17 protein-coding genes are annotated in these 18,943 nt (G+C 73.7%); 6 read left to right on the plus strand and 11 right to left on the minus strand.

Translation table 11 applies throughout. The annotated features are described in order from the left end of the window. Positions 1–51: 51 nt before the first annotated feature. Positions 52–561: a GNAT family N-acetyltransferase gene (locus O7628_RS18095; RefSeq protein ID WP_278132132.1), complete on the minus strand. Its 510-nt coding sequence runs from the start codon at positions 559–561 to the stop codon at positions 52–54. Further along, on the minus strand, positions 558–1,490 hold the full coding sequence (locus O7628_RS18100) for a ribonuclease Z (RefSeq protein ID WP_278132134.1): 933 nt from the start codon (positions 1,488–1,490) through the stop codon (positions 558–560). The genes O7628_RS18095 and O7628_RS18100 overlap by 4 nt, the downstream gene beginning before the upstream one ends. 501 nt (positions 1,491–1,991) lie before the next feature. Here O7628_RS18100 and O7628_RS18105 point away from each other — a divergent pair. Beyond that, entirely contained in the window at positions 1,992–3,731 is a 1,740-nt protein-coding gene (locus tag O7628_RS18105) for an alpha/beta hydrolase domain-containing protein (protein ID WP_278132136.1), read from the plus strand. Between the two features lie 48 nt (positions 3,732–3,779). Here the strand turns inward: O7628_RS18105 and O7628_RS18110 are convergent, their stop codons facing one another. The 3 genes from O7628_RS18110 to O7628_RS18120 are packed head-to-tail and all read right to left on the minus strand — an operon-like array spanning position 3,780 to position 8,601. After that, a complete protein-coding gene (locus O7628_RS18110) occupies positions 3,780–4,967 on the minus strand; it encodes an osmoprotectant NAGGN system M42 family peptidase (RefSeq protein WP_278132139.1) in 1,188 nt (395 codons plus the stop codon). Beyond that, positions 4,964–6,814: an N-acetylglutaminylglutamine synthetase gene (gene ngg / locus O7628_RS18115; RefSeq protein ID WP_278132140.1), complete on the minus strand. Its 1,851-nt coding sequence runs from the start codon at positions 6,812–6,814 to the stop codon at positions 4,964–4,966. Before ngg ends, O7628_RS18110 begins: the two co-directional genes overlap by 4 nt. A 2-nt stretch (positions 6,815–6,816) precedes the next feature. Next, on the minus strand, positions 6,817–8,601 hold the full coding sequence (locus O7628_RS18120) for an N-acetylglutaminylglutamine amidotransferase (RefSeq protein WP_278132141.1): 1,785 nt from the start codon (positions 8,599–8,601) through the stop codon (positions 6,817–6,819). Between the two features lie 365 nt (positions 8,602–8,966). Here O7628_RS18120 and O7628_RS18125 point away from each other — a divergent pair, with 365 nt between their 5' ends. Then, the gene (locus O7628_RS18125; RefSeq protein ID WP_278132143.1) at positions 8,967–10,610 is read left to right on the plus strand and encodes a PKD domain-containing protein; all 1,644 of its coding nucleotides are present in this window, start codon (positions 8,967–8,969) and stop codon (positions 10,608–10,610) included. 57 nt (positions 10,611–10,667) lie between these two features. On the opposite strand, the gene msrA is transcribed toward O7628_RS18125, so the two are convergent. From msrA to O7628_RS18145, 4 genes are all read right to left on the minus strand, one after another. Then, on the minus strand, positions 10,668–11,330 hold the full coding sequence (msrA, locus tag O7628_RS18130) for a peptide-methionine (S)-S-oxide reductase MsrA (RefSeq protein WP_278132144.1): 663 nt from the start codon (positions 11,328–11,330) through the stop codon (positions 10,668–10,670). Between the two features lie 125 nt (positions 11,331–11,455). Beyond that, positions 11,456–11,869, minus strand: coding sequence for an HIT family protein (locus O7628_RS18135; RefSeq protein ID WP_278132146.1), 414 nt, complete (start codon positions 11,867–11,869; stop codon positions 11,456–11,458). Beyond that, complete coding sequence (locus tag O7628_RS18140) at positions 11,809–12,318, minus strand: hypothetical protein (protein ID WP_278136464.1); 510 nt, start codon at positions 12,316–12,318, stop codon at positions 11,809–11,811. Before O7628_RS18140 ends, O7628_RS18135 begins: the two co-directional genes overlap by 61 nt. Further along, a complete protein-coding gene (locus O7628_RS18145; RefSeq protein ID WP_074476639.1) occupies positions 12,318–12,647 on the minus strand; it encodes a hypothetical protein in 330 nt (109 codons plus the stop codon). The genes O7628_RS18140 and O7628_RS18145 overlap by 1 nt, the downstream gene beginning before the upstream one ends. A gap of 133 nt (positions 12,648–12,780) precedes the next feature. Here O7628_RS18145 and O7628_RS18150 point away from each other — a divergent pair, with 133 nt between their 5' ends. The 3 genes from O7628_RS18150 (at position 12,781) to ilvA (ending at position 16,659) form a co-directional block, all read left to right on the plus strand. Continuing rightward, entirely contained in the window at positions 12,781–13,923 is a 1,143-nt protein-coding gene (locus O7628_RS18150) for a cystathionine gamma-synthase (RefSeq protein WP_278132149.1), read from the plus strand. Positions 13,924–13,939: 16 nt separating this feature from the next. Continuing rightward, positions 13,940–15,349 (plus strand): amidase family protein, encoded by a 1,410-nt coding sequence (locus tag O7628_RS18155; protein WP_278132151.1) that lies wholly within the window; start codon positions 13,940–13,942, stop codon positions 15,347–15,349. Between the two features lie 89 nt (positions 15,350–15,438). Further along, complete coding sequence (ilvA, locus tag O7628_RS18160) at positions 15,439–16,659, plus strand: threonine ammonia-lyase (protein WP_278132152.1); 1,221 nt, start codon at positions 15,439–15,441, stop codon at positions 16,657–16,659. A gap of 88 nt (positions 16,660–16,747) precedes the next feature. Here ilvA and greA read toward each other — a convergent pair whose 3' ends face one another. Both greA and O7628_RS18170 read right to left on the minus strand, forming a co-directional pair. Next, on the minus strand, positions 16,748–17,248 hold the full coding sequence (gene greA, locus O7628_RS18165) for a transcription elongation factor GreA (RefSeq protein ID WP_278132154.1): 501 nt from the start codon (positions 17,246–17,248) through the stop codon (positions 16,748–16,750). A gap of 141 nt (positions 17,249–17,389) precedes the next feature. Beyond that, a complete protein-coding gene (locus tag O7628_RS18170; RefSeq protein ID WP_178063434.1) occupies positions 17,390–17,824 on the minus strand; it encodes a DUF4307 domain-containing protein in 435 nt (144 codons plus the stop codon). A gap of 179 nt (positions 17,825–18,003) precedes the next feature. Between O7628_RS18170 and mca the strand changes: the two genes are divergently transcribed. After that, positions 18,004–18,885, plus strand: coding sequence for a mycothiol conjugate amidase Mca (gene mca, locus O7628_RS18175; protein ID WP_278132157.1), 882 nt, complete (start codon positions 18,004–18,006; stop codon positions 18,883–18,885). Positions 18,886–18,943 lie beyond the last annotated feature (58 nt).

Consider the following 18,943-nt stretch of genomic DNA (forward strand, 5'->3'; position numbering starts at 1 on the left):
GGGTAAGAAGGGGACCCTTCTCTACCGTATGCGTTAAGAGGGGGCCCTTCCTTACACCTCTCGGGCGTAGCGGAGCTGGGGGGTGCGGGCGGTGCCGATCAGCTCCTCCCGGCGCTCGCCGGTGGGCCGCCAGCCGCCCCGCTCGTAGAAGCGCCGGGCCGGCGCGTTGCCGGCCAGCACCCACAGCACCGCCCGCGTCCGGCCCCGGTCGCGCATGGTGGCCAGCGCGTCGTCCATCAGCGCCCGGCCGGTGCCCCGGCCCCGCTCGGCGGGTTCGAGGTGGATGGCGTTGAGCAGCCCGGTCGCCGGGTCGCCCGCGTCGTCCGGGCCCACGTAGCTGAAGCCGACCAGCCGGCCGTCACGCTCGGCGACGGTCATCAGGTGGTCGTCGCGCTCCCAGGTCCACCGCTCCACCCAGTACCACCCCATCGCCTCCTCCGTCGGGTCCGCGAGGGCCTCCGCCGGCAGGAACGACGAGTACGCGGCCACCCGGGAGCGCTGGTGCAGCGCCCCCACGGCACGCAGGTCGTCGACGGTGGCGTGGCGGAGGGTGATCGTCACCCGGCCGAGGGTACCCGCCGGGGCGGCACCGGGACGGTCGTCAGGTCCTCGGCGACGACCAGCTCACCGGCGAAGTGCTCGCGGGCCTCGTCGGCGAAGCGCCGGGCGTCGCCGTAGCGCTGGGAGAAGTGGGTGAGCACCAGCGTGCGTACCCCCGACTCGGCCGCCACCTGAGCGGCCTGACCGGCGGTGAGGTGCCCGACCTCGGCGGCGAGCGCGGCCTCGCTCGCCAGGAACGTCGACTCGATGACCAGCAGGTCGGCGTGCTCGGCGAGGGCGTACACGTTGTCGCAGAGCCCGGTGTCCATCACGAACGCGAACCGCTGCCCGGGGCGGGTCACGCTCACCTCGTCGCGGGTGACGCGCCGCCCGCCGACGTCGAGGTGGCCGGCGCGCAGCAGCTCGCCGACGGCCGGGCCGGATATCCCGTACGCGGCCAGCCGCTGGGGCAGCATCCGGCAGCCGTCCGGCTCGACGAGCCGGTAGCCGTACGTCTCGATGGGGTGCCGCAGCCGGCGGGCCTCCAGGACGCCGCCGCCGCGCAGGGCGACCCGCTGACCGTCGGCGCTGATCGGCTCGACGGCCAGCTCGGCGGTCTCGTGGAAGGAGCTGGCGTGCCGCAGCCGGGCGAAGTAGTCGGCCCCGCCGGCCGGGAAGTGCACCGCCACCGGGCGCGGAACCCGGTCCAGCGACAGTCGCTGGATGGTGCCGGGCAGCCCGAGGCAGTGGTCGCCGTGGAAGTGGGTGACGCAGATCCGGGTCAGGTCGGTGGCGGTGACGCCGGTGTGCAGGAGCTGCCGCTGGCTGCCCTCGCCCGGGTCGAAGAGGATCACCTCGTCGTCCCAGCGCAGCACGTACCCGTTGTGGTTGCGCGCCCGGGTCGGGGTCTGGCTGGCCGTCCCGAGCACCACCAGTTCACGCATGGACACGGCGCTCTCCCCGGCGGATACATGAAGCGACCCCCGGGGCTTCCGTGCTCGCGCACGGGCCGGCTGGACTTGGCCGGCACCCCGGGGGTCGGGTGGCTGTCGTGGTTTCGCCGCACCGCTGCCACACGGTCTCGACGATCGTGCACCCGCCTCGCGGCGGGCAGGTTCTCACTGTCGAGGACAGCGGCTAGCGGACAGCCACCTCACGAGTCCGATTGCTATACAAGTCTGGACCACCTCCTTTCCCGTGTACCGCCACGCTACCCACTGGATCCCGGGTGCCGGTAGTGATTTTTGAGGAACTCTCGGCGGGCGGAGCTGGCAGACTTTCGTCTGGATCGTCGAAAGTTCGTGCTTGTCTGGCCTATCTTTCGCCTCAACTGGGCATTACTGTCTGTTCCACGCAGTCTGAGCAGCAGATCTCGACCAGCCACACTTCGACCAGCCGCATCTCGCCCCCGCCCGGGTCGTCCCCTCGGGCGCTTCCCAGTGAGGTGAACCGTGCCCGTCCTCCCCGCCACCACCCCCCGAACACCCGCCCGACGATCACTGATCGCGTTCGGTCTGGCCGGCGCGTTGGCCGTGACCGCCGGACCGGTCGCCCCGGCAGCCGCGGCCGGCCGACCGGCCGGCCCGACCCCGCCCCGGCAGTCCACCGCCACCGGCGCGAACGTGGCGAATCCGGTGGTCGCCGGCCCGATCGCCCGGACCACCCCGGTCGGCGACTCCCGGCACGGCTACCCGTTCCTCGCCACCGACGTCGACCTTGCCGCCGCCGGGTACGTCGAGGAGGAGTTCTTCCTCTTCGGCACCGCCACCCGCTACGCCGTGCAGGGCACCCAGGACGCGGTGGTGCTCGGCGCCGACCAGCCGTACGGCACCCGGCTGGTCGTCCGCCGCCCGGCCAACACCGGGAAGTTCAACGGCGTCGTGATCGCCGAGTGGAACAACGTCAGCAACCAGTGGGACCAGGAGGTCGACTGGTTCCAGTCGCACGAGCACCTGATCCGGGAGGGATACGCCTGGGTCGGGGTCTCCGCCCAGCGGGCCGGGCTGCACTCGGCCACCGGGCTCAAGGCGTGGAGCCCGGGCCGCTACGGTCCGCTGGACCTCACGGTGGGCGGCACGGTCACCGACGACAGCCTCTCGTACGACGTCTTCAGCCAGGCGGTGAAGGCGGTCCGCCACCCGACCGGCGTCGACCCGCTGGGCCGGCTGCCCGCCCCCCGGTACGTGATCGCCACCGGTCACTCACAGTCGGCCGGCCGGCTCGCGAACTACTACAACGGCGTCCAGCGCTCGGCGAACGTGCTCGACGCGGTCGTCCTGCACGGCGGCGGCGGGGTGCTGCGCACCGACCTCGCGACCCCGGTGTTCCGGCTCAACTCCGAAGGGGACGTCGCCAGCGGCATCCTGCCCGCGGCGGCGCGGTCCCAGGCCGACTCGCCGGTCCTGCGGTCCTGGGAGGTCGCCGGCGCGTCGCACGGCGACTGGAAGCTGATCACCGACTACGGTCCGCTGCGCAAGCGGGACATCGGCAGCTACCCGGGTGGCTACCCGGGCGAGCCGCAGACCTGCACGCTGCCCTCCCTGTCGCGGGTGCCGCAGCACATGGTGCAGAACGCGGTGTACGACCACACCGTCGCCTGGGTCGCCCACGGCGTCGCTCCGCCGGCCGCGCCCCGGATCGACATGACCGGCACGACGCCGCCGGCCGTCGCCCGGGACGACCTCGGGCTCGCCCTCGGCGGCATCCGGCTCGCCCAGCACGAGGTGCCGCTGCGGATCAACAGCGGCAGCAACAGCGGGCCCGGCTTCTGTTTCCTCGACGGCAGTTCGGTGCCGCTGACCGACGCGCAGCTCGCCACGCTCTACCCGACCGTCCGGTCGTACGTCGACGCCAGCGTCGCCGCGACGCTGCTCGCCGCCGACGCCGGGCACCTGCCCCGGTCGTTCACCCGCGACCCCGCCTGGTACTCGGACCTGCGTGACCTGATCGGCGAGTACGTGGCCGCCGGCCGGATCAGCGAGTACGCGGCGGCCCGCCTGGAGGACCGGCTCCGGCGGGCCGAGCAGGCCGGCACCGCCGGCAACACGGCCCGCGCGGGCGCGCTGCTGGAGCAGTTGGCCGACCGGGCGGAGAAGTCGATCACCCGCGACCCGGCCGCCCGGGACGCGGTGCTGCGGACGACCGAGGCGCTGATCGCGCTCCTCGACGCCGCGGAGCGCCGCGCCCGGTGACCCGGCCGCGCCGGCCGCCCGACGGGGCGGCCGGTGCGGCCGCAGCGGTCAGTCGGCGATGCCGATCGGGCCCTCGCGTGGCCCCTCCTCGCTGGCCGGCTGCACCGCCAGCGACGGGAAGTCGGCCAGGTCGCCCTCCGGCTCGGCGTCCCACTCGGGGAACACCAGCTCGCTCTGGAGATAGAGGCAGAGCAGCTGGGTGAGGTGACCCAGCCCGTCGAGGTGGGTGCGCTCGTGGCCGTGGGTGGCGTCCACCCCGAAGCCGAGCAGCGCCACCCGGGCGTGCGCGCCCGCCTCCACCGCCGCCGCCACGTCCGAGCGGTAGAACTCGAAGACGTCGCGGACCAGGTCCACCCCGTGCTCGCGGGCGATCGCGGCGAGGTTGCGGGTCAGGTGGTAGTCGAACGGGCCCACCCCGTCGCCCATGGCCAGGGTGGCGGCGTCCTCCCGGGACTGCTGCCCGGGGGCGACCACCGCGGCGTCCACGGAGACGATCTCGGCGACGTCCGGGTCGAGGCCGTGGCTCGCCCCGTGCCCGATCTCCTCGGTGACCGTCACCAGCAGGTGCGCGGTCACCGCCGGGGTGACGCCCGCGTCGACCATCGCCTTGAACGCGGTCAGCACCGCCGCGACCCCGGCCTTGTCGTCCAGGTGCCGGGACTTGACGTACCCGCTCGGGGTGATCGTCGGGTTCGGCAGGAACGCCACGAAGTCCCCGACGTCGATGCCCAGCGCCCGCAGCCCGGCCTCGTCGGCCACGGGCTCGTCGACCCGCACCTCGACCTGCTCCCAGCCGACCCCCTGGAGGTCGACGGCCTCGTTGTAGCGGTGCCCGCTGGCCTTCAGCGGCAGCACCTGGCCGCTGATCACCCGGTCCAGGTCGTCGGTGAAGATCCGCACGTGCGCGCCCTCGGCGAACCGGGCGCTGTGCGTGCCGACCTGCATCAGCTCCAGCCGGCCGTTCTCCTTGAGCCGCTTCACCATCCCGCCGATGGTGTCGGTGTGCACCACGACCGCCCGGTCCGCCCCGGTCTGGCGGGGCCCCGGCAGGCAGGCGCTGAGCGCGCCGCGCCGGGTCAGCGTGGAGGAGATCCCGAGCGCGGAGAGGCGCTCGCCCACGTACTGCTGCACGTGGTCGGTGCGCCCCGACGGGCTCGGGATCTCCAGCAGCTCCACCAGCACCTGGCGGAGGTAGTCCAGGTCGATCTTCAGCGGGACGGGTTTGCGTGCGGTCATGCCTGAGAGCTTGCCGCACCCGCCGGTGTCCAGAGGCGTTGCGGTGCCCGCGTGCCGGGAAAGAGGAGGTCGACGAAGCGTTCGGCGGTCGGCTGCGGCTCGTGGTTGGCCAGGCCGGGCCGCTCGTTCGCCTCGATGAACACGTGCTCCGGGCCGTCCGGGGCGCTGACCAGCAGATCCAGCCCGGTCACCGGGATGTCCAGCGCCCGGCTGGCCGCCACGCACGCCTCGGCGATCGCCGGGTGCAGCTCGCCCGTCACGTCGTGGATCGTCCCGCCGGTGTGCAGGTTCGCGGTGCGGCGCACGGCCAGCACCGTCCCCTCGGGCAGCACGTCGCTCAGCTCGTAGCCGGCCTCGGCGACGACCTCCCGGGTCATGTCGTCGACGGGGATGCGCGACTCGCCCCCGGTGGCGGCGGCCCGGCGGCGGCTCTGCCGCTCGATCAGCTCGGCGACGTCGTGCACCCCGTCGCCGGTGACCTGGGCGGGCCGCCGGACGGCGGCGGCCACCACCTCGTGGTCGATGACGATCACCCGCAGGTCCTCGCCGTCGCGCATCTGCTCGATCAGCACGTCCGGGCAGAAGCCGCGGGCCAGCGCCACGGCGGCGGTCAGCGCCTCCGGCGTGCGTACGCCGACGGTGATGCCGTTGCCCTGCTCGCCGCGCGCCGGCTTCACCACCACCCGGCCCACCTCGGCCAGGAACTCGACGTCGGCGTCGTCGCCGGTCGCGGTGCGCCCGGCCGGCACCGACAGGCCCGCCTCGGTGAGGATGCGCCGGGTGACCCGCTTGTCGTCGCAGCGGCTCATCGCCACCGCCGAGGTCAGCTCGGACAGCGACTCGCGGGTGACGATCGTCCGGCCGCCGTTGCTCAGCCGCAGCTCGCCCCACTCCGGGTCGGTGACCTCCACCCGGATGCCCCGGCGCATCGCCTCGTCCGCGACGATCTTCGCGTACGGGTTGAGCCGGTCGTATCCCTTCGGGGCGGCCGGCAGGAACAGCCGCTCGTTGATCGGGTTCTTCCGCTTCACACAGAGCGTCGCCGTGCGGTAGAAGCCGAGCCGCTCGTACAGCCGGATCGCCCCGGTGTTCTCGGCCAGCACCGACAGGTCGACGAACGCCCGCCCGCGCGCGGTGAGCCGGGCCGCCAGCTCCGTCAGCAGCGCCTGGCCGGTGCCGGGCGGCGCGGTGTTGAAGTCGACGGTGAGGCACCACAGGCTCGCCCCGTTGTCCGGGTCGGCGAAGACCGCGACGTGGTCCACGCCGGTGATCGTGCCGACCACGTCCCCGGTGGCGTCCTCGGCTACCAGGTGCAGGAACCGGTCGGTGCGGGCGTTGTCGACGAGCACGTCGACCGGGGCGGTGACCATGCCGTTGCGGGCGTAGATCCGGTTCACCGCGTCGGCGTCGTCCGCGTCGCGCAGCGTCCGGATCCGCAGCCCGGGCAGCCCGTCGCGCTCGTCGGCGGCGGCCGGCGGCGCGGGCAGCCGCAGCCGGTACGTCAGCGACGGGTCGATGAACAGCTCGTCGGGCAGCCGGGACACCAGCACGTGCGGGTCGCGCAGGTAGATGCAGATGTCCCGCGCCCCGGCCGCCTCCGAGCGCAGCACCGCCGCCACGGCGGCCTGCTCGGTGAACGTCTGGCCGAACACCAGCCGCCCCCAGCCGCAGTCGAGCACCACGCCGCCGCCGGCCGGCTGTTCCCCCTCGGCCGGCCCGTCCGGGGCGTCCGGCCGGGCCGGGGCGGGCGCCACCGGGTCACCGCCCGGCCCCACCCGTTCGCGGCGGCGGCCCAGCACCCGCTCCCGGTCGGTGCGCGCCGTCCCGGTCGCCAGGGTGTCGCTCACGGTCAGTCGATTCCGTGGCTCTGGAGCCACATTTCCAGGAGTCCCAGCTGCCACAGCTTGTTTCCGTTCAACGGGGTGAGTTCGGCGTTCGGGTCGGCCAGCAGCGCGTCGACGTACTCGGTGCGGAACAGGTTGCGGTGGCGGGCGGCGGGCGCGTGCAGCGCGTCGCGTACCCGGTCGAGGAGCTTGCCCTCCAGGTGGGTGAGGCCCGGCACGGGGAAGTAACCCTTCGGCCGGTCGATGACCTCGTGCGGCAGGACCCGGCGGCCGATCTCCTTCAGCACGCCCTTGCCGCCCTGGGCCAGCTTCAGCTCCGGCGGGCAGGTCGCGGCGAGCTCCACGAACTCGTGGTCGAGGAACGGCACCCGGGCCTCCAGCCCGTGCGCCATGGTCATGTTGTCGACCCGCTTCACCGGGTCGTCGGTCAGCATGATCTGGGTGTCGATCCGCAGGCCCGCGTCGACGGCGGTCTGCGCGCCGGGCCGGGCCAGGTGGGCGGCCACGAACTCCCGCGCCGGGTCGCCGTCGGCCAGCCACGCCGGGTCCAGCACCCGGGCCAGCCCGGCCGCGTCCCGGTCGAGGAACGCCTTCGCGTACGTCTCGACGGCCCGCTCCCGGTCGACGCCGGCCAGCGGCGGGTACCAGTGGTAGCCGCCCAGGATCTCGTCCGCGCCCTGGCCGGACTGGACCACCTTGACGTGCCGGGACACCTCCTGGCTGAGCAGCCAGAACGCCACGCAGTCGTGGCTGACCATCGGCTCGCTCATCGCCGCCACCGCCGCCTCCAGCGGGGGCAGCAGGTCCCGGGCGGCCACCCGGATCTGGTGGTGGTCGGTGTCGAAGGTCTTCGCCACGATGTCGGAGTAGACGAACTCGTCGCCGGAGCGGCCGCCGACGGCGTCGAAGCCGATGGAGAACGTGGCCAGCCCGCGCTGGCCCTGCTCGGCGAGCAGGGCGACGACCAGGCTGGAGTCCAGCCCGCCGGAGAGCAGCACGCCGACCGGCACGTCGGCGACCATCCGGCGGCGCACCGCCGTGGTCAGCGACTCCAGCAGGGCGTCCTCCCAGTCGCGGGCGGACCACCCGGCCCGCTCCGCACGCCGGGTGAACGCCGGGTCCCAGTAGACCCGCTCGTGGGTGGTGCCGTCGGCCTCGTAGACCCGGACGGTGGCCGGGGGCAGCTTGGCGACCCCGCGCAGGATGGTGCGCGGCGGCGGCACGATGCTGTGGAAGCTCAGGTAGTGGGCCAGCGCCACCGGGTCGATGGCGGTGTCGACGCCGCCGCCGGCCAGCAGCGCGGGCAGGGTGCTGGCGAAGCGCACCACGCCCGGGGACTCGGCCACGTAGAGCGGCTTGATGCCGAGCCGGTCGCGGGCCAGCACGAGGCGGCCGGTGTCCCGCTCGCTGATCGCCACGGCGAACATCCCGACCAGGTGGTCGACGAAGTCGAGCCCCCACTCGGCGTACGCCTTGACGACCACCTCGCTGTCGCCGGAGGAGAAGAAGCGGTGCCCCCTGGCCTGCAACTCCTCGCGCAGCTCGCGGTAGTTGTAGACGCAGCCGTTGAAGACGCCCGTCAGCCCCGACGCCGGGTCGACCAGCGGCTGCCCGCTCGCCGCCGACAGGTCGATGATCTTGAGGCGGCGGTGGCCGAGAGCGGTCGCCCCCTGGGACCACACGCCGCTGTCGTCGGGCCCCCGGTCGCTCATCGTGGCCGCCATGCGTTCCACCGCCGCGACGTCGGCCCGCGAGCCGTCACGGCGGAACTCCCCAGCCAGTCCGCACATGCCAGACAATGCTGCCAGAGGTGAGCCCCGCTCGCCTGTTGAGATGATGTCGTCGGCGTTACGTGCTTGCTAAGATGCGCGCCGTCACGCCCCGGCGGGCCGCCGCCGTCGACGCCTCCGCGCGGACCCGCCGCCGCCGCGCTCACCTGCCCGCCCGACCTGCCCGGCCGGTTGTGAGAAACCCCGCATCGGTGCGACGCCGCCGGGCCCACGGCCGACCGTACCCGGCCGGACGGCCGCGCCCCGCCCGCCGCCGGTGACCCGTTGTCCCCCGGACGGGGCATTCAGCGCCGAACGACGTCGTGCCAGGGTGAGGTCGGGCCCACGAGGAGGCGATGACCATGCGCGCGACGCGACGGACAGGCGTGCGGACCGGACGCGGCGTGCGTACCGTCGGCCGGCTGGCGCTGGCGGCGGTGGTCGCGGCGGCCGGCGTGCTGGCCGGGGTCTCCCCGGCGCAGGCCGTCGCCACCCGCACCGTGGCCTTCTGGAGCATGGACGAGGCGGCCGGCGGCACCGTGCTCACCGACAGCAGCGGCAACGGCCGGCACGGCCGCGTCGGCGACGAGGTGGTGGCCGGGACGCGCTACGACGGCGCCACCGCCCACCGCTTCGCCTACCACAACCCCGCCGACAAGGAGTACGTGCCGGGGCACGTGGACCTGGTGCCGGCGAGCAACGACTTCAACCCCGAGGCCGGCGACTTCTCGTTCTCGATCCGCTACCGCACCACGAAGTCCTTCGGCAACATCATGCAGAAGGGGCAGGGCGGCACGGCCGGCGGCTACTGGAAGTTCGAGGCGCCCGAGGGCAAGCCCCGGTGCATGTTCCGGGGCGGCGACGGGGCGACGCGCACCGGCTACACCGGCACGTCCATCTCCGACGGGCGGTGGCACACCGTCACCTGCAACCGCACCGCCAGCTACGTCGAGATGTACGTCGACGGCGTCCGCACCAGCCGGCTCACCGGCCCCACCGGGACGATCACCAACAACTGGCAGCTCTCGATCGGCGGCAAGAGCTCCTGCGACGGCGTGAACGTCACCTGCGACTACTTCGCCGGGGACATCGACTGGATCCGGCTCGTCAAGGGCGCCGGCGGCGCGGCCAACACCCCGCCGAGAGCCGACCTCGCCGTCTCCTGCTCCGGGCTGGTGTGCGCGTTCTCCGCCGCCGGCTCCACCGACGCCGACGGCGCGGTCCAGGACCACGCCTGGACCTTCGGCGACGGCGCGACCGCCGGCACCGTGAGCGTCCCTACCACCACCCACACGTACGCGCAGGCCGGCACCTACCGCGTCACGGTCGCCGTCACCGACGACCGGGGGGCCACCGGCACCGCCACCCGGGACGTCACCGTCGCGCCGCTGCCGGAACTGATCTCGTACGTCGGGCAGGCCACCGCCAACGCGAACGTCACCAACCACTCCGTCGTCGTGCCCGCCGGAGTCCAGCCGGGCGACACCCTGCTGCTGTTCCTCAGCCAGAACACCCACGCCGACACCGGGGAGCCCACCGGGGTCACCGGCTGGACGCGCCTGGAGCGCCTCGACGGCGGCTACGCCACCACGACCGCCTGGTGGAAGATCGCCGCCGCCGGTGACGCCGGGACGACCCTGCGGGTCGCCCTCGGCAAGCAGTCGAAGGGGAACCTGGTGCTGGCCGCCTACCGGGGCACGGACCCGGTCGCCCCGGTGGCCGCCTTCGCCAGCGCCGCCGACCCGGCCAGCTCCGCCACCCGGGTCACCCCGACCGCCCCGGTCGCCGCCGAGCGCGGGTGGGCCGTGTCGTACTGGCTGCACGGCGACGCCACCTCGACCGCGCTGACCCCGCCGCCCGGGGTGCAGGTGCGCAGCAACGGCTCGCAGACCGGCGGGGGACGGGTCACCGGGCTGCTCGCCGACTCGGGCGCGTCGGTGCCCACCGGCGCGTACGGCGGCCTCGGCGCGACCGCCGCGGCGGCCAGCACCACCACGACCACCTGGACCGTCGTGCTCCGCCCCGCCTGACGGGCGGCGGCCCGGACGCGACACGCGTCCGGGCCGCCGCGCGCTCGGTCGGTGGGGTCAGCTGGCGGTGCGGGCCACGCCCACCGGGCAGCTCAGCCCGTTCGGCCCGTGGTTGCAGTACCCGTTCGGGTTCTTCGTCGGTGCCAAGTACTGCTGGTGGTAGTCCTCGGCGAAGAAGTAGTCGCCGAGCCGGTCGATCTCCGTGGTGATCTCGCCCTTGCCGGCCCGCGCCACGATCGGCGCGAACGCGTCCCGCGACGCGGTGGCGGTGGCGAGCTGCTCGTCGGTGCTGGCGTAGATCGCCGACCGGTACTGGGTGCCCACGTCGTTGCCCTGGCGCATGCCCTGGGTCGGGTCGTGGTTCTCCCAGAACACCTTCAGCAGGTCCTCGTAGCTGATCACGGTGGGGTCGTAGACGACCTGGACGACCTCGGTGTGCCCGGTCATGCCCGAGCAGACCTCCTCGTACGTCGGGTTGGGGGTGATCCCGCCCGCGTAGCCGACGGAGGTGGTGAGCACGCCGGGCAGGGTCCAGAACAGCCGCTCGGCGCCCCAGAAACAGCCCATCCCGAACACGGCGACCTGCGCGCCGGCCGGGAACGGCCCCTTCAGCGAGGAGCCGAGCACCTCATGCCGGTCGCCGACCGGCATCGCGATCGGGCGGCCGGGCAGGGCCCGGTCGGGGGTGGGCAGCTCGGCGGGCATGCGACGAAGGAACACGGTGGAACTCCTCTCGTACCTCTCCCCGCGTGCAACACCGCCGGGCCCCGGTTCCTTACCCGCCCCGGCAGCGGGTAACCGACGCCCGACGGGCGGGGGTAGCCGACGCCCGGCGGGCGGGGGCCTCAGGTCAGGGCGGCGGCGACCCGGGCGGCGTACGCCCCGGCCTCGGCGTCGTCGGCGTAGCGGGTGCGCGGCCAGAAGAACCCGCGCAGGCCGTCGCCCTTCGTCCTCGGCACGACGTGGGTGTGCAGGTGCGGCACCGACTGGGACACCTTGTTGTTCATCGCCACGAACGTGCCGCCGGCCCCCAGCCCCGCCTCGACGGCCACGGCGAGCCGCTGCACCAGCCCGAAGTAGCCGGGCAGGTCGCCCGCCGGGAGGTCGGCCAGGGTGACCAGGTGGGCGCGCGGCACCACCAGCACGTGACCCTTGAACACGGGCCGGGTGTCGAGGAACGCCGCCCCATCCGGGGTGTCTACGACCCGGAACGCCGGGACGTCGCCGGCCACGATCCCGCAGAACACACACCCGCCCACCCGGCCAGGCTAGCCCCGCGCCCGGCCGCACCGGAACCGCGGTTCCGCGCCGCACGTTGCCCCGGACACGTCACCACCGATCGAGATAGGTGTCCCACTCGTTCCTCGAAGGCGAGAACGGGGCCGATGCTCAGCCGGGCTGGCGGTCCGAGCGCCTCCTTGAGGAGGTCCACCTCGCACGACGCCGTGCCGTCCGATACGAGCATCCGGGCCATCCGTGGACTGACCTCGATGGCCTGGGCAGAGAAGCCAGCATGCCGATAGGCATCGGCCAGCCGGCTCACCACGGTCGAAAGCGGCAGCGTCGAGGCGGTGGCGAAATCGATGTCCTGTGACGGCCGGCTCACCAGCTCATGCGCGCACATGGCGTACCCACCTGCCAATACCAGGCCGAGATCGTCGCCAGCGTCGAAACCGATTCTGAGCAACTGGCGGTGCAGTTCCTCCATCAGAGGGCGGCGAGGCCGGGCAGCCGGCGTTCCCAGAGAGCGACCAGGCGTCGAGCGGTCAACCGGCGGATGCGGGGCCAGTCGTGTCGGAGCAGAGTGGCGTTGACGTACCGGATCAGGTCGTCCCGCTGGCCGCAGTCGAGCAACAGGCAGTAGAGCGTCAAACGCTCACGAGGGTCGCTGACGTCGAAGTCGGCCGGACCGGACCAGGCCAGCCGCACCGGAAGGCTGACCCGCCCGTGCTCGGGGCCTGTTAGCAGCCCCAGGGAGGGCGGGATCCGGTCTGCTGCGCCGACCAGGCGAGAGGGCAGCGGCAGGGTCGAGGTCACCCGTCAAGTGTGGAACACCGGTCGGACAACCTCACGAAGGCGCGGCCGGCCAGGGAGGCGGTGAGCGGGGAACCCTTCTCTACCGTAGGCGTTAACAAGGGGCCCCTCCTTCCCACCGGCTAACGTCTGCGGCATGAACCACGGCTTCGATACGCTCGCGATCCACGCCGGCCAGGACCCGGAGGCCCGCACCGGCGCGGTGATCCCACCGATCTACCAGACCAGCACGTACGCCCAGGACGCCGTCGGCGCGCCCCGGCAGGGCTACGAGTACAGCCGCTCCGGCAACCCGACCCGCGACGCCCTCCAGGAGTGCCTCGCCGCGCTGGAGGGCGGGCCGGTCGGGCTGGCCTTCGCCAGCGGCCTGGCCGCCGAGGACGCCCTGCTGCGCACCGTCTGCAAGCCGGGCGACCACGTGGTCATCCCCGACGACGCGTACGGCGGCACGTACCGGCTGTTCGCCAGGGTCGCCGAGCGGTGGGGGCTGGCGTACACCCCGGCGAAGGTCTCCGACGTCGACGCCGTGCGGGCCGCGATCCGGCCCGGCGCGACGCGGATCGTGTGGCTGGAGACGCCGACCAACCCGCTGCTCGGCATCGCCGACATCGCCGCCCTGGCCGCCGTTGCCCACGACGCCGGCGCGCTGCTGGTGGTCGACAACACGTTCGCCTCCCCGTACCTCCAGCAGCCGATCGCGTTCGGCGCGGACGTGGTGGTGCACTCCACCACCAAGTACGTCGGCGGGCACTCCGACGTCGTCGGCGGCGCGCTGGTCGCCGCCGACCGGACGCTCGGCGAGGAGCTGCGCTACCACCAGAACGCGATGGGCGCGGTCAACGGCCCGTTCGACGCCTGGCTGACCCTGCGCGGCATCAAGACCCTCGGCGTACGGATGGACCGGCACTGCGACAACGCCGAGCGGATCGCCGCGTACCTCGACGGGCACGCGAAGGTGGCCCAGGTGATCTACCCGGGCCTGCCGTCGCACCCCGGGCACGAGGTGGCCGCCAAGCAGATGCGCCGGTTCGGCGGCATGATCTCGTTCCGGGCGGCCGGCGGCGAGGAGCACGCCGTCGAGATCTGCAACCGGGCGAAGCTGTTCGTGCTCGCCGAGTCCCTCGGCGGGGTGGAGTCCCTGATCGAGCACCCGGGCCGGATGACACACGCAAGTGCCGCCGGCTCGCCGCTTGAAGTTCCCGGTGATCTCGTGCGACTGTCTGTCGGCATCGAGACGGTCGACGACCTGCTCGCCGATCTGGAGCAGGCACTGGGCTGACCGCTGGTGAGGGAGGGTGGCCGTGCAGGACCTCATGCCGACCTGGGTGGGCGCGACCGCGAAGCAGATCGCCCGCGGCGTACGCCGGGGTGACGTCTCCGCCACGCAGGTCGTGGCCGACCACCTCGACCACATCGCCCGCTCCGACGCCGACCTCGCCGCGTTCCGCACGGTGCGCGGCGGCGAGGCGATCACCGAGGCGGAGAAGGTCGACGAGCAGGAGGAGCTGGCCAACCTCCCGCTGGCCGGGGTGCCGGTCGCGGTCAAGGAGAACACCGCCGTCGCCGGCCTGCCCACCTGGCACGGCTCGGCCGCGGTGCGCAGCGCCGTCGCCGAGGCCGACCACGAGGTGGTCCGGCGGCTGCGCGGCGCGGGCGCGGTGATCCTCGGGGTGACCCGGATGCCCGAGCTGGGCCTCTGGGCGCTCACCGACGACGCGAGCGCGGTCACCCGCAACCCGTGGGACCCGCGGCGCACCCCCGGCGGCTCGTCCGGCGGCGCGGCGGCGGCGGTGGCCGCCGGGCTGGTGCCGATGGCGCACGGCAACGACGGCCTCGGCTCGATCCGCATCCCGGCGGCCTGCTGCGGCCTCGTCGGGCTCAAGCCGGGCCGGGGCGTGGTGCCGTGCCAGCTCGGCGCCGACGACTGGTTCGGCCTCACCGAGCACGGCATGCTGACGTCCACCGTCGCCGACGCGGCGGTCGGCTTCCAGGTGCTCGCCGGCCGCCCGCAGGAGAAGCTGGTCCCGCCGCAGCGGCTGCGGGTGGGCGTCTCGCTGCGGTCCCCGGTGCGCGGCGTCGCCCCGGACGCGCCGAACCGGGACGCGGTCGCCGCCGCCGGTCGGCTGCTCGCCGCCGCCGGCCACGACACCGTGCCCGCCGACCCGGTCTACCCGACCCGCCTCGGCCTGGCCGGCCTCGCCACCTGGTTCGCCGCGGCCGCCGCCGACGTGCGGGCCGCCGGGCTCGACCCGCGCGCCCTCCAGCGGCGCAGCCGCCGGCACGTCGCGCTGGGGGAGTGGGCGCAACGCCGGGGGTACGTCCGCGAGTCCGACCGGGTCGCCTGGCGCGAGCGCTCCGTCGGCTTCTTCGCCGACCACTCGGTCGACCTGCTGCTCACCCCGGCGCTGGCGGGCCAGCCACCGGAGGCCGCCGGCTGGTCGGGCCGGTCCTGGGCGGCGAACATGAAGGCCAGCATCCGGTACGCCCCGTTCGCCGCCCCGTGGAACATCGCCGGCCTGCCCGCGATCGTGGTGCCGGTGGGCCGCCGTCCCGACGGCCTGCCGGTGGCGGTGCAACTCGTCGGGCCGCCCGGCTCGGAGCTGCTGCTGCTCGGCGTCGCCGGCCAGTTCGAGATGCAGGCCCCGTGGGCCCGGCACGCCCCCGGCTACCCCCGCGTCGGCACGGGGTCGCCGGCCGTCGCGTGACCGGCCGGCCCGCCGTGACCGGCTCGTAGCCGCAGGTAGCGGCCGGTGTCGCCGCCGTCGGGCGGTGCCGGTGGTGGCACGATCGGGGCATGACGGAACTGGTCGGCCTCGCCGAGGTACGCGCCGCGCGGGAGCTGCTCGCCGGCGTCACCCGCACCACCCCGCTGGAGCCCTCCCGCCCGCTGAGCGCCGCGTTCGGCGGGCCGGTGTGGCTCAAGTGCGAGAACGTGCAGCGCGCCGGCTCGTACAAGGTGCGCGGGGCGTACGTGCGGATCTCCCGGCTGTCGGCGGCGGAGCGCGAGCGGGGCGTGGTGGCCGCGAGCGCCGGCAACCACGCGCAGGGGGTGGCCCTCGCCGCCGGGCTGGTCGGCACCCACGCCACGGTCTTCATGCCGGTGAACGCGCCGCTGCCGAAGGTCGCCGCCACCAAGGGGTACGGCGCGCAGGTCGAGCTGATGGGCAACACCGTCGACGAGTCGCTGGTGGCGGCGCAGACCTTCGCCGAGCGGACCGGGGCCATCCTCATCCACCCGTTCGACCACCCGGACGTGATCGCCGGGCAGGGCACCGTGGCGCTGGAGATCCTGGAGCAGTGCCCGGACGTGCGGACGATCGTCACCGGGGTCGGCGGCGGCGGCCTGATCTCCGGCATGGCGGTGGCGGCGAAGGCGCTGCGGCCGGACGTGCGGCTGGTCGGGGTGCAGGCGGCGGGCGCGGCGGCCTATCCGCCCTCGCTGGCGGCCGGCGAGCCGGTACGCCTGCCGGCGTTCAGCACCATCGCCGACGGCATCGCGGTGGGCCGCCCGGGGGAGATCACCTTCAACCACGTCCGCAAGCTCGTCGACGAGATCGTCACGGTGTCCGAGGAGGACATCTCCCGGGCGCTGCTGATGCTGCTGGAGCGGGGCAAGCAGGTCGTCGAGCCGGCCGGCGCGGTCGGGGTGGCGGCGCTGCTGGCGGGCACGGTGCAGGTCGCCACGCCGGTGGTGGCGGTGCTCTCCGGCGGCAACATCGACCCGCTGCTGATGCTGCGGGTGATCGAGCACGGGCTCGCGGCGGCCGGGCGCTACCTGCGGGTGACCGTGCGCTGCTCGGACCGCCCCGGGCAGCTCGCCTCGCTGCTCAGCGAGATCGCCGAGCACCGGGCGAACGTGGTCGACGTGGAGCACCAGCGGGCCAACCCGCACCTGCGGCTCGGCGAGGTCGAGGTGGCGCTGTCGGTGGAGACCCGCGGCGTCGAGCACTCCGACACGCTGATCAGCGCCCTGCGGGCCAGCGGCTACCAGGTGGTCTTCGCCGCCGACCGCTGAGCTGCCGCCGGTGCAAGGAAGGGCCCCTTGTTAACGCATTTCGTTGCACAAGGGGCCCTTGTTAACAGTTGTCCGGCGCGGCGGCCGGTCAGCTGGTGAACGGCTCGAACTTGACCACGGTCACCTTGATGTCCGCGCCGCTGGGCGCGGTGTAGGTCACCGTCTGGCCGGGCCGGCTGCCCAGGATCGACTTGCCCAGCGCCGACTCGGGGCTGTAGACGGTCAGCTCCGTGGTGGAGGAGATCTCCCGCGAGCCGAGCAGGAAGGTCTCGGTGTCGTCGGTGTCGTCGTCGAAGTAGATCGTGACGACCATCCCGGGCGAGACCGTGTCGGCGCTCGGCGCCTCGCCGACCTTGGCGGTGCGGAGCAGCTCCTTCAAGTAGAGGATCCGCCCCTCCTGCTTGCCCTGCTCCTCGCGGGCGGCGTGGTAGCCGCCGTTCTCCCGGAGGTCGCCCTCCTCGCGCCGCGCGTTGATCTCGGCCGCGATCACGGGCCGGTTGGCGATCAGCTCGTCGAGCTCAGCCTGGAGGCGGTCGTGCGCGTCCTGGGACAGCCAGGTGGCGGGCGCCTCGTTCCCGTTGTTGGACACAGGCGATCTCCTCGGTTGTGCGGACTGGCTGACGGGTGAACTACCAAGTTACCAGTGCCGTGCCCGTCCGGGTGCGGACGATCACCGCGGGTGCTGGCGGCGAGACCCGCGGTGCGCGTGGCGCGGTGGTGTTTCAGCAGCTCAGTCGGCCTGTCGGCAGCGCACCACCTCACCGATGAAAGGCCGGGCCGTGGTGGCCAGCCGATGCCGGGCGGCGGCCCGGGACTCGCCCGGCCGGGCGGTCACGGTGACCTCCTCGCGGGCCACCTCCGCCCCGTCGTGCGAGCGGGCCCGCAGCACGCAGGTCGCCGAGCCGCCCGCCGGGACCGTCACCCGGAAGTCGACCACCACCTGGGAGTCGGTGATGTCCGTATACGTGATCACCTGGGCGTCGTAGGCCGGGTCGCCGTACTTGCCGTACATGCTGAACGCCGCCAGCCCGAGTGCCGCCACCAGGGCCGTCGCGAGCAGCGCGACCAACACCGGCCGGCGTCGGCCCGGCTCCCTGCGCCGGCCGTAGCGGCCCGGCGGGAACACAGGCGCACCCGGCGTGATTGTGGCGTGCGTCTCGGTCACCGGCGGCGGTCTCCTGGCGTTGTTGTCGGCCCCATCGGCAAGAATGGCAGAGTCCAATCTTTCCAGCCCGGCGCCGGCTTGTGGACGAGTCCTCAGTCACCTTCGCTGAGGTAAGGATGACAGGTCGGCGGGCGACGCCGGCAGGCAGCGCCGGTGGGCACAGACGAGGAGCGCCGTAAGTGGCAGAGCAGCTGCGTCTCATGGCCGTCCACGCGCACCCCGACGACGAGTCGAGCAAGGGTGCCGCGACCATGGCGAAGTACGTCGCCGAGGGGGTCGACGTGCTGGTCGTGACGTGCACCGGTGGCGAGCGCGGCAGCGTGCTCAACCCGAAGATGGACCGGCCGGACGTGTGGGCCAACATCGCCGAGATCCGCCGCGCCGAGATGGACGCCGCCCGTGCCGTCCTCGGCGTGAAGCAGGCGTGGCTGGGCTTCGTCGACTCGGGGCTGCCCGAGGGCGACCCGCTGCCGCCGCTGCCCGAGGGCTGCTTCGCCCTCCAGGACGTCGAGGTCGCCGCGGGTCCGCTGGTGCGGCTGATCCGACAGTTCCGTCCGCACGTGATCACCACGTACGACGAGGAGGGCGGCTACCCGCACCCCGACCACATCATGACCCACAAGATCACCGTCGCCGCGTTCGACGCCGCCGGCGACCCGGAGCGCCACCCCGACCTCGGCGAGCCCTGGCAGCCGCTCAAGCTCTACTACGACGTGGGCTTCTCCAAGGGCAAGATCCTGGCGCTGCACGAGGGCATGCTCGCCGCCGGCCTCGCGTCGCCCTACGAGGAGTGGCTCAAGCGCTGGGACGAGCGGCCCGACAAGGGCCCCCGGATCACCACCCGCGTCGAGTGCGCCGACTACTTCCCGGTCCGCGACGACGCGCTGCGCGCCCATGCCACCCAGATCGACCCGGACGGCTTCTGGTTCCACGTGCCGATGGAGCTCCAGCGGCAGGCCTGGCCCACGGAGGATTTCCAGCTCGCCCGGTCGGTGGTGGACAGCCCGCTGCCCGAGTCCGACCTCTTCGCCGGCGTCCGCGAGACGGCCCATGCCTGCTGAGCCGGCCGGAGCCGCGCGGGTCGCCCGGCCCGGGCGGCTCAGTGAGCCGGCCGTGACC

The sequence above is a fragment of the Micromonospora sp. WMMD956 genome, assembly GCF_029626125.1.
GTDB classification, from domain to species: domain Bacteria; phylum Actinomycetota; class Actinomycetes; order Mycobacteriales; family Micromonosporaceae; genus Micromonospora; species Micromonospora carbonacea.